This window comes from Pedobacter frigoris (assembly GCF_032678645.1).
GTDB classification, from domain to species: Bacteria; Bacteroidota; Bacteroidia; order Sphingobacteriales; family Sphingobacteriaceae; genus Pedobacter; species Pedobacter frigoris_A.
The window spans coordinates 480,440-495,121 of sequence record NZ_JAVTSP010000001.1; the positions used below are offsets into that span (position 1 = coordinate 480,440).

Annotated in this window: 8 protein-coding genes; 4 read left to right on the forward strand and 4 right to left on the reverse strand. The window is 43.0% G+C overall.

Annotated elements, in window-relative coordinates; genetic code table 11:
- The first annotated feature begins 4 nt into the window (after window positions 1-4).
- The 4 genes from topA (at window position 5) to pbpC (ending at window position 11,387) form a co-directional block, all read left to right on the forward strand.
- Window positions 5-2,584: a type I DNA topoisomerase gene (topA, locus tag R2Q78_RS02135; RefSeq protein WP_316788439.1), complete on the forward strand. Its 2,580-nt coding sequence runs from the start codon at window positions 5-7 to the stop codon at window positions 2,582-2,584.
- A gap of 101 nt (window positions 2,585-2,685) precedes the next feature.
- Entirely contained in the window at window positions 2,686-3,090 is a 405-nt protein-coding gene (locus R2Q78_RS02140) for a hypothetical protein (protein WP_316788441.1), read from the forward strand.
- Window positions 3,091-3,147: 57 nt separating this feature from the next.
- Window positions 3,148-8,724: an alpha-2-macroglobulin family protein gene (locus R2Q78_RS02145; protein WP_316788443.1), complete on the forward strand. Its 5,577-nt coding sequence runs from the start codon at window positions 3,148-3,150 to the stop codon at window positions 8,722-8,724.
- Between the two features lie 266 nt (window positions 8,725-8,990).
- A complete protein-coding gene (pbpC, locus tag R2Q78_RS02150; RefSeq protein ID WP_316788445.1) occupies window positions 8,991-11,387 on the forward strand; it encodes a penicillin-binding protein 1C in 2,397 nt (798 codons plus the stop codon).
- Here pbpC and R2Q78_RS02155 read toward each other — a convergent pair.
- The 4 genes from R2Q78_RS02155 to R2Q78_RS02170 all read right to left on the reverse strand — a co-directional run bounded on the left by R2Q78_RS02155 (window position 11,384) and on the right by R2Q78_RS02170 (window position 14,675).
- Window positions 11,384-12,073 (reverse strand): lysoplasmalogenase, encoded by a 690-nt coding sequence (locus tag R2Q78_RS02155; RefSeq protein ID WP_316788446.1) that lies wholly within the window; start codon window positions 12,071-12,073, stop codon window positions 11,384-11,386. The genes pbpC and R2Q78_RS02155 overlap by 4 nt on opposite strands.
- The gene (locus tag R2Q78_RS02160) at window positions 12,048-13,274 is read right to left on the reverse strand and encodes a sterol desaturase family protein (protein ID WP_316788447.1); all 1,227 of its coding nucleotides are present in this window, start codon (window positions 13,272-13,274) and stop codon (window positions 12,048-12,050) included. Before R2Q78_RS02160 ends, R2Q78_RS02155 begins: the two co-directional genes overlap by 26 nt.
- 102 nt (window positions 13,275-13,376) lie before the next feature.
- On the reverse strand, window positions 13,377-13,682 hold the full coding sequence (locus R2Q78_RS02165; RefSeq protein WP_136834915.1) for an RNA recognition motif domain-containing protein: 306 nt from the start codon (window positions 13,680-13,682) through the stop codon (window positions 13,377-13,379).
- A gap of 141 nt (window positions 13,683-13,823) precedes the next feature.
- Window positions 13,824-14,675 carry a dienelactone hydrolase family protein gene (locus R2Q78_RS02170; RefSeq protein WP_316788448.1) on the reverse strand — a complete coding sequence of 284 codons (852 nt, stop codon included), beginning with the start codon at window positions 14,673-14,675 and terminating at the stop codon, window positions 13,824-13,826.
- Between the last annotated feature and the right edge of the window lie 7 nt (window positions 14,676-14,682).

Genomic DNA, 14,682 nt, shown 5'->3' on the forward strand with positions numbered 1-14,682 from the left:
CTGAATGGCGAAGAATTTACTAATAGTTGAGTCACCTGCGAAAGCTAAAACCATAGAAGGATATTTAGGCAAAGATTTCCTTGTTAAATCAAGTTACGGACACATCCGTGATCTGGTTAAAGGAGATATGGGCATAGATATCACCAATAATTTTGCCCAAACCTATGAAGTGCCTGCTGATAAGAAGCAGGTAGTTGCAGAGCTTAAGAAGTTAGCAAAGGAAGCTGAGATGGTATGGTTAGCGTCCGATGAGGACCGCGAGGGAGAAGCGATTTCATGGCACTTGTTTGAAACACTTGGACTTAAAGAAAATAAGACGAAAAGGATTGTTTTTCATGAGATCACCAAGCCGGCCATATTAAAAGCTATAGAAACACCGCGTACAATAGATTATAACCTGGTGCATGCACAGCAGGCACGCAGGGTGCTCGACAGACTCGTGGGTTTTGAACTTTCTCCGGTATTGTGGAAGAAGATTAAACCATCGCTGTCTGCAGGCCGTGTACAATCAGTAGCGGTACGCCTGATCGTAGACCGCGAACGTGAAGTCATTAAATTCAATGCTGCTGCGGCATATAAAATAACTGCACAATTCCTTACCGGCAAAGGTAAAGAACTGGTAAAAGCAGAATTGCCACAACGGTTTGAAAAAGAAGCAGATGCCGAGGCTTTTCTGAACGACTGCGTAAATGCAGGATTTTCAGTAGACAGCTTAGAGACCAAACCTGCAAAACGCAATCCGGCGGCGCCGTTTACTACGTCGACACTGCAGCAGGAAGCATCACGTAAACTGGGATATTCTGTTTCGAGAACCATGCAAATCGCTCAGCGACTGTATGAAAGTGGACGGATTACTTATATGAGAACAGATTCGGTAAACTTATCGGAGACTGCTTTGCAGGCTGCGGCTGCCGAAATTAAATCTGCTTACGGCGATAAATACCATCACTTAAGGGTATATAAAACGAAATCTGCAGGTGCGCAAGAGGCTCACGAGGCCATCCGCCCTACTTATTTCAACCATCATACTGTTCCGGGTGATAGTTCTGAGCAACGCTTATACGAGCTGATCTGGAAACGTGCCATTGCTTCGCAAATGAGTGAGGCTTTGTTTGAAAAAACGACTGCTCAGATCGCGATCAGTACCCGTAAGGAAAATCTGGTTGCTGAAGGTGAAGTCATGAAGTTTGATGGTTTTCTGAAAGTATACCTGGAATCGTCTGATGAAGACGATGCTGATGATGCTGAAAATGCAGAATTACTGCCTCCGTTGGTACGTGGGCAGGAATTGACATTGAGAGAAATGAATGCGACGGAGCGTTTTTCAAGACCTCCGGCAAGATATACAGAAGCAAGTCTGGTTAAAAAACTGGAAGAACTGGGTATTGGCCGACCATCTACTTATGCGCCTACCATTTCTACGATCCAGAATCGTGGTTATGTGGTAAAGGAAGACAGAGATGGCCGTCAGCGTACCTTTGGTTCTATCGTTTTGACTGCTGGTAAAGTGGTGAAACAGACTAAATCTGAGATTACAGGAGCGGAAAAAGGAAAGCTATTCCCTACTGATATAGGTGAAGTAGTGAACGACTTTCTGGTAGAACACTTTAAAGGTATCGTGGATTTTAACTTTACAGCCAATGTAGAGAAAGAATTTGATGAGATCGCACAGGGACTTCAGGAATGGACGAAGATGCTTCACTCCTTCTATACGCCTTTTCATGTAGAGGTAGAAACTACACTGGAGACCGCAGACCGTGCCAATGGTGAGCGTTTACTGGGTATCGATCCGGCGACTGGTAAGAACGTTTATACTAAGGTTGGACGATTCGGGCCGCTGGTACAGATTGGTGAGAATGATGATGAAGAAAAACCACGCTACGCAAGTCTGGCGAAGTCTCAGTCTGTTGGGACTGTCACTTTGGAGCAGGCACTTGAACAGTTTAAACTGCCCTTTTCTTTAGAAGATTATGAAGGTAAAGAGGTGGCTGTGGGCGTTGGCCGTTTTGGACCATATGTGAAATGGGGCGATGCTTACATTTCAGTTCCAAAGAATGAAGATCCACTGACTATCGATCAGGCAAGAGCTATAGAAATCATCGGTGAGAAGATCACTGCTGATGCACCTGTAGCGCATTATCAATCATTGCCGGTAACCAAGGGTACGGGACGTTTTGGGCCATTTATCAAATGGAATGATTTGTTCATCAATGTGCCTAAGGCTTATAATTTCGACAGGCTTTCTCAGAATGACATTGAGGAACTGATCGGTAAGAAAATAGAAAAAGAAGCAAACAGGTTTATCCAGCAATGGGAATCAGAGAAAATTGCGATTGAAAATGGCAGATGGGGACCATTTATCCGTTTCGGTAAAGAAATGCTGAAACTGCGTAAAAACCCTGCTACCAATGACAAATATACACCTGAGGAACTGGCTTCAATTGCTTTGGAAGATGTAAAGAAATTAATCGTAGAACAGGTACCTGGTGCTTTTGAGCCAAAAGCTAAGAAAGCAGCGGCTAAGAAAACCGGTGCGGCGACGAAGAAGGCCCCTGCAAAAAAGAAAGCAGTAGTAAAGAAGTAAGCTGATTCCGTCACCTCGAGGCACGAGAGATCTCTTGGTTATGCGAGTTCAAGAGATCTCTCGTGCCTCGAGATGACGGGGTATGCAAAGATGCAATAATTATGAAGAAAGACTTTCCGGAAAATATTGTTGAAGATGTAGCTATGGCAGTGGTGCTGATTAGCGAAACTCCTGAAGTAAAGAACTGGACTGTTTACCTGGTGAATTTAAAAAACGAATCCATTACCAATGTCTTGATCAGCTCGAAAGGCTATGGTGAAAAGGGTGGAAAAATGGTAAAGACTTCTGTGCTGAGGCATTTCCTTGGAGATCTGGATCCCAGGTCATTTAAAGGTGTTGAAGCCATTGATCCGGAAGTATTTGGCCTGACTAACGAATATTGGCTGAGTTATTATATTGATGGTGTTATTTTCGATAAGAAATTTATCTTTTTGCCGGAAAGCATTGTAGACGAAAATTTAATACATATACCCCTGGTCGATATGCCAGGAGTTATGATAAAATAGGATCCATTCGGATTATTTTTCTTAATTTTCATGCATCTACTATCTCAATTAATTTGTATGAAATTCAATCTTCCCCTGTTTATTCAGAAAAACAAAAAGGGCATCATCATTGGAACCGTTGCCTTTGTGCTCTTCGCCGTTGGATCATTCTTTTTCTTTAAGAAAGACAAGCCCAATGATTACAATCAGAAATACGCAAAGTACATAGAGGCTTATACCTCCGGTACGATCTCTAAAAAGAGTTTTATCAGGCTACATCTGGCCAGTCAGGTAAAAACGATGAACGATGTAGGCGTAGCAGATTCAAGAGATCTGTTTAGCTTCTCTCCATCCGTAAAAGGTAAAACCTTCTGGATTGATGCCCAGACGGTAGAGTTCAGACCTGATGAACCGCTTGAACCCGGCGAAGATTATCAGGCAACATTTGACCTCGCTAAGGTTACTGAAACCGAAGAAGGGCTTGAAGATTTTGAGTTTGAATTCAGGGTGATCAGACCGGGAATGAGTCTGAGCCAGGAAGGTTTGGTGTCTCAGAATAATACTTCGATGGATTACATGAAACTCAAAGGTGAGATCATCACCTCTGATCAGGAGGAAGCTAAAGCAATAGAAAAATCTCTGGAACTTGATTTCGAGCAGCCGCTGAAGGTGAAATGGCAGCATAATCCAGAAAAGAACAGCTATGCTTTTACCATAGACAGCATCAAGAAAGGAAAATCAGATAAAATGCTGAAGCTGAACTGGTCGGGCAACTCAATCGACGCCGATGCAAAAGGTACTGTAGAGGTTTCAGTTCCGGCTCTTGGTGTGTTTAAGATACTGGATATGAAAGCGGTGCAGGATCTGGAAGATTATGCTCTGGTTCAGTTCTCAGAACCGGTGAGTGTGGCCCAGGACTTAGCGGGTTTGATTTCACTTGCCGGACAAACGGATCTTAGGTTTACCATAGATGGCAGTCAGGTGAAGGTCTATACCGCTGCTGCACTTGAAGGTAACTATACCTTTACGGTAAACGAGGGCATAGAGAATATCGCGGGCCGGAAACTCACTACAGGTAAATCTGCGAATATTGTTTTCGAAAATAAGCTTCCTGCAGTCGTGATAGCCGGAACTGGTACGATACTTCCTAATTCAGGTAAGTTGGTATTGCCTTTTGAAGCCGTAAACCTAAAAGCGGTTGACGTAACCGTGATTAAGATTTATGAGAACAACATCCCCCAGTTTTTTCAGACCAATGGTTATAAGGATGGTGGTGAACTCAGATGTGTAGGTAAGCCTATTGTGCAAAAGGTTATTCGTTTGGATGAAGACAAAGCGCTTGACTTGCATAAGAAGAACCGCTTTACCCTGGATCTGGACAAATTGATTAAGACCGAGCCCGGAGCAATGTATAGGATTACCATTGGCTTTAGACAGGAATATAATGTATTTAAATGCGCAGACATCACGGCGTCCGATAATAGTGATTCGGAAGATGAATATGGAGGATATGGCGAAAAAATAGATGAGGATGATGATTTCTGGGAAAGATACAACAGCTATTACCCTAACAATTATCGCTGGGAAGACAGGGCAAATCCTTGTACCCCATCCTATTATACGAATGATAAATGGGCCAGCAGGAATATCATGGCCTCGAATATTGGACTGATCGCCAAACGTGGTAATGACAACAGTATGCTGGTTATTGCGACCGATTTGCTTACTGCGAAGCCGATGAGCGGTGTTGAACTGGAATTTCTTGACTATCAGCGTCAGGTGATCCATACAGCGAAAACTGATGGTGATGGAATGGTTACTTTTGACCTGAAGCGTAAGCCTTTTCTGCTGATCGCTAAAAATGGTACCGAAAGAGGCTACCTGAAAATGGACGATGGAGGTTCACTTCCTTTGAGCAGGTTTGATGTCGGTGGTGATGTGGTTCAGAATGGTTTGAAAGGATTCATTTATGGTGAGCGTGGCGTTTGGCGTCCGGGAGATTCGGTATTCGTTTCCTTTATCCTGGAAGACAGACTGAAAAAACTGCCGGGCGGGTATCCGGTTACTTTTGAATTGTATAATCCACAGGGACAATTGTTCAAGCGGATCATCAATGGTAAACCTTTAAATGGTTTCTATGCGTTTAAAACCGCTACAGAAAGCACCTCACCTACTGGTAACTGGATGGCTAAAGTAAAAGCCGGTGGTGCTACTTTTACCAAGACCATAAAAATCGAGACTGTGATGCCAAACCGGTTGAAGATCAACTTCAACATCGGTAACGCGACTTACCTGGGTATTGGAGGCGCGTCTTATGCTACGCTTTCTGCGAACTGGCTATTTGGTGCGCCGGGCAAAAACCTGAAAGCTAAAGTAGACGTGAACCTGAATACCATGAAAACCACGTTTAAAGGGTTCGATGCTTACACATTTGACAATCCAACGGTGACTTTCCAATCACAGATAAAAACAATTTTTGAAGGTACTTTAAATGACAATGGCGTAGCCCAGGTAAATACCAGTCTGAACGAGAACAATACTGCTCCCGGAATGCTCAAAGCTAATTTTACTACCAAGGTATTTGAAGCAGGTGGTAATTTTAGCATAGACAACTTTAGTATTCCGTATCATGTTTACAATAATTATTATGGCATAAAAACACCTGAGGGTGACAAGATGAGCGGAATGCTGCTGACCGGTCAGGACCATAAAATAGAGGTAGTGAACGTAGATAGAAATGGCAAACTCGTGCAGGGCGGTAAGACTGTAGAAGTGGAATTGTATAAAGTACAGTGGCGCTGGTGGTGGGAACAGGACAATGAAAATTCCTTCGCCAATTTCACGCAGAACTCATATAATAAACTAGTTAAGAAAGAGAATATAACGCTTTCTAATGGTAAAGGTAGCTGGAATGTCAGGATTGATGAACCAGAATGGGGACGTTACCTGATTTTGGTGAGGGATGCAAACGGCGGACACGTAACCGGTAAATCGATATATATTGACTGGCCAGGATGGGCTCAGCGAGAGCAGGGCAGCAACCCTACTGAGGCTTCTATGCTTTCATTTACAGCCAATAAAACCAAGTTTAGCGTTGGTGAAGAAGTCGTATTGACTATTCCATCCGGCGAAGGCGGCAGGGCATTGATTTCAATTGAGAATGGCAGCAGGGTATTGAAGACCTTTTGGACAGATACCAAAGCTGGACAAACCCAGTTTAAGTTTAAAGCCGAAAAAGAAATGGCACCAAACGTGTTTGCCAATGTGACCTTACTACAGCCACATGCACAAACGGTGAATGACCTTCCGATCAGGATGTATGGTGCTATTCCTTTGCTGATTGAAGATCCGCAGACGATATTGAAACCGGTCATTAAAATGGCAGATAAGTTGAAGCCAGAGACTGAAAGTACCATTACGGTATCAGAAGCTTCGGGCAAGGCTATGACTTATACCATTGCTATTGTAGATGAAGGGTTACTGGACCTGACCAGATTTAAAACTCCTGACCCTCATGCTGTTTTCTATGCAAGAGAAGGATTGGGTGTGAAGACCTGGGACTTATTTGATTACGTATTGGGCGCATGGGGCGGCAATCTGGAGCGCATACTGAGCATTGGTGGCGATGGGTCTGTAAACCGGAACCTGAATCCGGCTAAGGCCAACAGGTTTGTGCCCGTTGTGAAATACATGGGGCCGTTTACCTTGAAAGGCGGTTCTGCAACACACAAATTTAAGCTGCCTCAGTACATCGGTGCAGTAAGGGCTATGGTGGTTGCCGGACAAGACGGGGCTTATGGTTTTGCGGAGAAATCGGTACAGGTTAAAAAACCATTGATGCTGCTGGCTACCCTGCCAAGGGTAATTGGACCGGGTGAAACCTTTACCCTACCTGCCACTGTATTTGCTACAGAACCTAACTTGAAAAATGTTTCGGTTCAATTACAGGCGCAGAATTTACAGGTTGTAGGTGGCAATACCCAGCAAATGAGGTTCAATAAACCAGGTGAACAACTTGCTTATTTTGAAATCAAAGCGCCTGAGGTGATTGGTATTGCAAAAGTGAAACTGATCGCTCAAAGTGGAGCAGAAAAAGCTGTTTATGATGTGGAGATGGACATTAGAAATCCAAATCCTTATGTAACCAATGTAGTATCTGCAGTGATACAGCCGGGTACGAACTGGTCTGTGAATTATGCACCGATAGGAATGGCGGGCACCAATTCAGGTACTGTGGAATTGTCTTCGATCCCCCCTATCAATCTTAAAAAACGACTGAGCTACCTGATGCAATATCCGCATGGTTGTGTAGAGCAAACAACTTCTGGTGTATTCCCGCAATTGTTCCTGGATAAACTAACAGTTTTGAATGAACAACAGAAAGCAAATACAGAGAAGAATATTAAAGCAGGAATTACACGTTTGCGTGGTTTCCAGACTCCGGATGGTGGATTGAGCTACTGGCCTGGCGAAGGATCTTCAGATGAATGGGGCAGCAATTATGCGGGTCATTTCTTAATAGAAGCACAAAATGCTGGTTATACACTTCCGGTTGGCATGTTGGATGAACTGGTACGCTATTTAAAAAGCAAGGCCAATAACTGGTCGCCAAACAGCAACAACTTTTATGGTGGCGACCTGCTGCAATCTTACCGTTTGTATATTCTTGCATTGGCAAAAAGGCCTGAAATTGCGGCAATGAACAGGTTAAGAGGATTTGAATATTTATCGGTGACTGCGAAATGGCGTTTGGCTGCTGCTTATAAACTTGCGGGACAGGCAGATGCTGCGAACAACCTGATCAGGGGCTTGTCTACAGAGATCAAGCCATATAATCAGTTAGGCGGTACATATGGATCTGAAGTAAGAGATGAAGCAATGATCTTAGAGACGCTGACACTGCTTGGAAGAAAAGGTGATGCAGCGAATTTATTGCAACCGCTGGCAGCGAAGTTGGGTCAGGATACCTGGTACAGTACGCAGACTACGGCCTATAGTTTACTTGCAATAGCTAAATTCTGCGCACAGAATAGCGCTTCTAATAACATCAAGTACAATTATACAATAGATGGTAAGAAAGGTAATGTAAATACAGGGCAGTATATCATGAGTACGCCGCTAACCTTTAAAGGCGGAGTTTCGGTGTCGAATACCGGAAGCCGTGTGTTGTTTGCCCGTTTGATTCTGCAAGGTCAGCCTGCTGCCGGACAGAACAATTTCTTACCTAATGATCCGGCGGTAATGGATTTTAACGTAAGTTACAAATTACTGAATGGGAAGGCTATAGATCCGACATTATTGAAACAAGGCACTGATTTCTATGCTGAGGTAACGATTAAGAATCCTGGCAGAATGGGATATTACGAGCAGATGGCATTGACACAGATCTTCCCTTCAGGCTGGGAGATCATCAATACCAGGGTAAATGACAATGAGAGCATTATTGCTTCATCTCCATATACCTACAGGGACATCAGGGACGACCGTGTATTTACTTATTTCAATCTGAGAGAGAATGAAACAGTAGTGTATAAGGTATTGCTGAACGCATCGTACATAGGCAGGTACTACCTGTCGGCAGTACAATGTGAAGCAATGTACAACAACACGATCAGCGCAACTGAGAATGGTAAATGGGTTCAGGTTATTAAATAGTTAGTTTTATAACCTTGGCCATACATTGATCAGTAAATACTTAATGAACCCAATAAAGAACCGTAAAAAAGTGAATAATTTTTCCATGACAATTGATTTATTACAGATCAGTTGTTGTGGGAAAATGTTACCTGGTACACTTGTTATTACCGCCCGTCATCCTGAATTTATTTCAGGATCCCGGATTAGAAAGACTTCATTGCGCTTGCGAGATCCTGAAATAAATTCAGGATGACGTAGAGCTGAGCTTGTCGAATTTAAAAATAATGTTGAAAAAACAAAAAGTCATTCTTGTTACAGATGTGGTCTGCCTTGTGGCTGTGCTGATATTCCTATTGTCATTGCCTTCAAAGCTGTTTAAATCCCCTACATCTTATGTAGTGGAAGCCTCAAACGGGGAATTGCTAAGTGCTGCAATTGCTAAAGACGGACAATGGCGTTTTCCTGCAGCGGATACTGTGCCCGATAAATTCGCTAAGTGTATTGTTGCATTTGAAGATAAGCGGTTTTACCGGCATCCGGGAGTAGACATACTGGCCTTATCCAGGGCCATGAAGCTGAATATAAGCGTCGGACGGGTTGTAAGTGGCGGAAGTACGATAACGATGCAAGTAGTACGTTTATACAGGCGTGAATCCAGAACAATGCTGCAAAAGCTGATTGAAGTGCTTTTGGCCTTCAGACTGGAGTTTTCAAATTCCAAACAGGATATTCTGAAACTATATGCTGCAAATGCACCATTTGGAAGTAATGTGGTGGGTCTTGATGCTGCAGCATGGCGCTATTTTGGTAGAAGTGCAAAAAGTTTGTCATGGGGCGAAATGGCTACACTCGCCGTGTTGCCAAATAGTCCGTCACTTGTACATCCGGGAAAGAATTCGCCTAAGCTGATTAAAAAGCGGAATGATCTGCTGGATAAGATGGTCAACCTTAATGTCATTGATCGTCAGACTGCAGACTTATCTAAACTGGAGCCTATACCGGGAAAGCCACTTGAACTTCCGCAGTACGCCCCTCACCTGCTTAACCGGTTTAAGAATGAGTATACATCATTGATTAAGAGCGCAAAGGATGTAAAATCAACAAAAATTACTTCAACACTGAACTATGACCTCCAGCTTCGCGTAAACAGTTTGTTGAAACGCTATAATAACCGCTATCGGGCAAATGATATCAATAACATTGCGGCGATGGTACTGGATGTACGGAATGGCAGTGTGATCAGCTATGTGGGTAATATTTATCAGCCTGAGGTAGCAGAACTTGAAAGTCATGTAGACATGATCAAAGCAGCACGGAGTCCTGGCAGTACACTTAAACCGTTGTTGTACGGCAGCATGTTGAATGATGGGTTCTTATTGCCAAGGACACTCGTGGCAGATGTTCCGACACAGATCGGAGGATATTCACCTCAAAACTACGATTTGGGTTATGATGGTGCAATTCCCGCCGACAGGGCATTGAGCAGATCTCTGAATATCCCTGCCGTAAAAATGCTCCAGAATTATAAATATCAACGATTCTATGATAAACTGAAGCGAATGGGCTTTGGTACCTTGAATAAACCTGCAGATCACTATGGTTTGTCGCTGATACTTGGGGGTAGTGAGGTGACCATGTGGGACCTGGCTAAGACTTATATGGGAATGGCGAGAACGCTAAACCATTTCAATGATTATAAAGGAAAATATAATCCTCATGATTATGATGCGCCTGTTTACATTACCGGAAAAAGAGACGATCGTTTCGATGACTTTGAGACAGAAGTAGCTTCTGTAATGGATTATGGCTCTATCTGGAATACATTCAATGCCATGGAAGAGCTGATGAGACCGGGTGAAGAAGGATTGTGGGAGCAATTTTCTTCGTCACAAAGGCTGGCCTGGAAAACGGGCACCAGTTTTGGGTTCAGGGATGCATGGGCTATCGGGCTAAATCCAGATTATGTAGTTTGCGTTTGGGTCGGAAATGCGGATGGTGAAGGCAGGCCTGGCCTGACCGGCATTGATGCGGCAGCACCCGTTTTATTTGACATTTTTAAACTATTGCCCTCAGGTAAGTGGTTTAAAAAACCAGCCAATCAACTAAAGAACATCATTGTATGCCGGAAAAGCGGATATAAGGCCGGGGAATATTGCGCGGACAAGGTATTGGAGCAGGTCTCTCCTGCCGGAGAAAAGACGACATTGTGTCCGTACCATAAGATGGTACACCTGGACAGGACATCAACTTATCGTGTGACTGATGCTTGCGAAGCACCTTCGATGATGGTGCATAAAGCCTGGTTCGTATTGCCTCCGGCGATGGAATACTATTACAAGATCAAGAACAGCGACTATAAAGACCTCCCCCCATTTAAAGCCGGCTGTGACGATGGTGGCGGGAACTATGTGATGGATATGATTTATCCGAAAAATAATGCAAGTGTATATATACCAATAGAATTTGATGGAACGAGAGGGAAAGTGGTTTTGAATGCCACGCACCGCAATCAGGGAATGAAAATCTACTGGCATATTGACAACGAATATATCGCTACCACAAAAGATTACCATCAATTGGCTGTTAGTCCGGCGCCAGGTAAACATACTTTAACCCTGGTAGATGAAAACGGCGAACGGCTGGTACAGGTATTTACTGTGTTGGAAAAGGATAAAGATTAATCTTTACGAACTAACTGACGTTCTATTCCACCCATGGTAATCAGGTATTGAGCAATCATATATGTACCCATAATCAGCACGCCGGCATGTGGCAGGTCGGTTACAAATTTATTGTAGGCAAGGATAGAATCTGAAAGTAGGAAAAAAATAGCTCCACTAAGGATCAGGTTAAAACTTTCTTTATTGACACGAAGGTTTCTGAATGCTGCCATCATCATCATCAAGCTAATGATGATCGTATAAGCCAGTACCGGAACCCTCATGATACCCAGGTGCGGGCGCAGGTAGAAGTAAAAGCTGATACTGAAAATGAAACATAATGCGATGGCGATCCTTGCTCCTTTTTTATCAAGCTCCGGTGCAGAACGGAAATCAAGGTAGAAAGCGCTGGTGTAGCAAATGTGGCAGGTCAGGAACGCGATAAGTCCGTACATAAAGAAAGAGGCATTTAGGTTGTTGAACATCAGAAATACATCTCCAGCCAGTGCAAAAAATAATCCGGCAAACAGGCGTTTATGAAAACGTCCCTTGAGACCGGTACTTAGGCAGAACATGGTCAGTAAGGAGACAACAATCAACGGCTTGACAATGAGCCTCAGTGTATTCAAATTATTGAATTCTGCTACCAGCTGCAGGACGAATATAAGGGCAAACAGTAGGTTAAATTTCGGGTATTTCTTCAGCATTGGTATTGATTTTTTGAAGGTTATAGAACCAGATAACAGAAATGATCTGTATGCCTGAGAATATGACCTGGTACCCTATCGGGAATTCCAGGAGCAAAACTATTAAAATACCGAGGATAAGTCGGGAATATTCAAAATAAATCAACCATTTCTTTCCTTCCAGCAAAGCACCGCAGGTTAAGAGTGTAAGTATAACGAAGATGGTACCGATAACAACAGGAAGTGTCGGTAACGTTTGATGAAGGAACAAAATGGAAGATCCACCAATTAGTCCTACAATAAATTGTAGTAATACATAGCCGGAAAGCTTATTGTGATATTCAGGATTATACTTCCTGTAACTGAGCGGATCTATTTCAGGGGCCGGTTTGAAACCTCCCATATGTGCAGGGAACCATCCGGGAGGCTTGAGAAATACCCGAACCTTATCTTTCCATGAGGGACTTTGCTTTGCGGTATGCCATAGCTCATCCCAATAATGAAGATTAGCCCATATGGGGTTCCAGCTTGCTAATGGCGTGGTTATGCCATAATAGACATCTTCCTCTTCCTTTTGGAATGTACCGAACATCATGTCCCAGATAATGAGCGTACCTGCATGATTTTTATCGATGTATTTTGGATTGGAACCATGGTGTACACGATGATGCGAAGGTGTATTGATGATGTATTCCAATGGTCCCAGGCTCTTGATGGCGCGGGTATGGATCCAAAACTGATATAATGTATTAAAAGCACTGAGCGTAAGGAACATGACCGGATCGAAGCCTACTAAGGCAAGGGGCAGGTAGAATACCCAGGAAAACCAGCTTTGGAACCAGGACTGCCTTAGGGCCACCGTAAGGTTATATTCTTCAGATTGATGGTGCACGATATGCGCAGCCCACAGTGCGTTTACCTGGTGGCTCATTCTATGAAACCAATAATAAAAGAAATCAACGCCGATAAAGAGAATGACCCAGGTCCATATGTTATTCGGAAGATCAAAGAAACGCCAGTTTTCGAATATGTATTTGTAGCCAAAGAAGAGCGCGGTTTTCATAAAAATACCGGTGATCTGTTGGCCTATGCCCTGGCTCAGATTGGATATGGAATCATTGAGCCGGTAATAATTGAGTTTTTTGTAGAATGTATATGCAATTTCAATCCCTATAAGGATAAAGAAGATAGGAACCGACAATGCAATATAATCTACGTTCATGACTACAATTTAATAAAAAAAGCAGCAATAATGACATAGTCATCACTGCTGCTCTAATATATTAAAAAATAGAATCAGTAAACTGAAATAGAAAAAAGCTAATTAGTAGCTTTTTTCTGTGCGGTTGTTGCGTTTGAAACCACCACCACCGTTTCCGCCAGTGTTTGGTTTTTCCTGCGCTTCAGCCACTTTAATACGGTTACCATTGTAATCACCACCGTTCATGCGTTTGATCGCTTCTTTTGCCTCTTCATCTACTGGCATTTCCACGAAACCAAAACCACGACTTTGACCAGTTTCGCGATCCTTGATAATCCTAAGTGATTTTACTTGACCGAAATCACCAAATACGGCTGTTAATTCATCTTCCCCTACTTCTAACGGAAGGCCTGTAATAAATATCTTCATTAATGTCTAAAAATTTGTACAAAAGTAAGCATTTTTTGCTTAAATTCCAATGTAAGTGTCAGTTATAAGTATAATTGTTTATTATAAGTTGTAACACACAAAAGAATATTTTGTTTGAAGCAGGCATTGAAATTCCAATATTTAGCTCAATTTATCCTTTAAAAGACCTACAGTGCGCTGCCAGGCAAGTTTAGCTGCCGCTTCATTGTATCTTGTCGGCGAAGTGTCATTATTAAATGCATGATTAACTCCATCGTAAATATACAGCTTATAATCTATTTTATTTTCCTTTAAGGCGGCTTCGTATGCGGGAATACCGGCATTAACACGTTCGTCTAGTCCACCGTAATGAAGCATGATACTGGCTTTGATTTTAGGGACCTCTTCGGCCTTTGGCTGTGTACCATAATAAGCCACTGCGGCCAGGAGTTTTGGGTCTGCGACAGCCAGTTTATTGGACATTGCGCCTCCCCAACAAAAACCGATACATCCTGTTTTGCCATTGCCATCTTTCCTATTTCTCAAATATTCCAGCCCTTTAAGATAATTTTGAAGGTTCTTTTCCGGATCCAGTTTTCCAATAAGCTCCCTACCCTTGTCTTCATCAGCAGGCGTACCTCCGAAAGGAGACAATGCATCTATTCCCATTGCTATAAATCCTTCAGCAGCCAGCCTTTTGGTTACCGAAATGATGTGTGGATTTAAACCCCTGTTTTCATGAATTACCACTACACTGCCCAGGTTCTTTTTATCCTTCGGTTTAGCAAGAATGGCTTTAACATCACCTTCCGCTCCAGGGTAAGTAATGTTTTCAATGTTAAGCCCATCTTCATCTAATGTTGCGGCAGCGGCATAATTGTTTTCCAGAAGAGGTAATACAGTTAATGCCAATGCTGTGCTGCCCGTAATGATGGCTAGCTTTTTCATGAATTCTTTCCTGCTAAGACCCGTGTGTGTGTATTCGTCGTACAGGTTAATGATTTTCTGATCCATATCGGTA

Bases quoted from the DNA above. Each gene is read 5' to 3' on its own strand.
- topA (WP_316788439.1), top strand. From the start codon at position 5: ATGGCGAAGAATTTACTAATAGTTGAGTCACCTGCGAAAGCTAAAACC.
- R2Q78_RS02140 (WP_316788441.1), top strand. From the start codon at position 2,686: ATGAAGAAAGACTTTCCGGAAAATATTGTTGAAGATGTAGCTATGGCA.
- R2Q78_RS02145 (WP_316788443.1), top strand. From the start codon at position 3,148: ATGAAATTCAATCTTCCCCTGTTTATTCAGAAAAACAAAAAGGGCATC.
- pbpC (WP_316788445.1), top strand. From the start codon at position 8,991: ATGTTGAAAAAACAAAAAGTCATTCTTGTTACAGATGTGGTCTGCCTT.
- R2Q78_RS02155 (WP_316788446.1), bottom strand. From the start codon at position 12,073: ATGCTGAAGAAATACCCGAAATTTAACCTACTGTTTGCCCTTATATTC.
- R2Q78_RS02160 (WP_316788447.1), bottom strand. From the start codon at position 13,274: ATGAACGTAGATTATATTGCATTGTCGGTTCCTATCTTCTTTATCCTT.
- R2Q78_RS02165 (WP_136834915.1), bottom strand. From the start codon at position 13,682: ATGAAGATATTTATTACAGGCCTTCCGTTAGAAGTAGGGGAAGATGAA.
- R2Q78_RS02170 (WP_316788448.1), bottom strand. From the start codon at position 14,675: ATGGATCAGAAAATCATTAACCTGTACGACGAATACACACACACGGGT.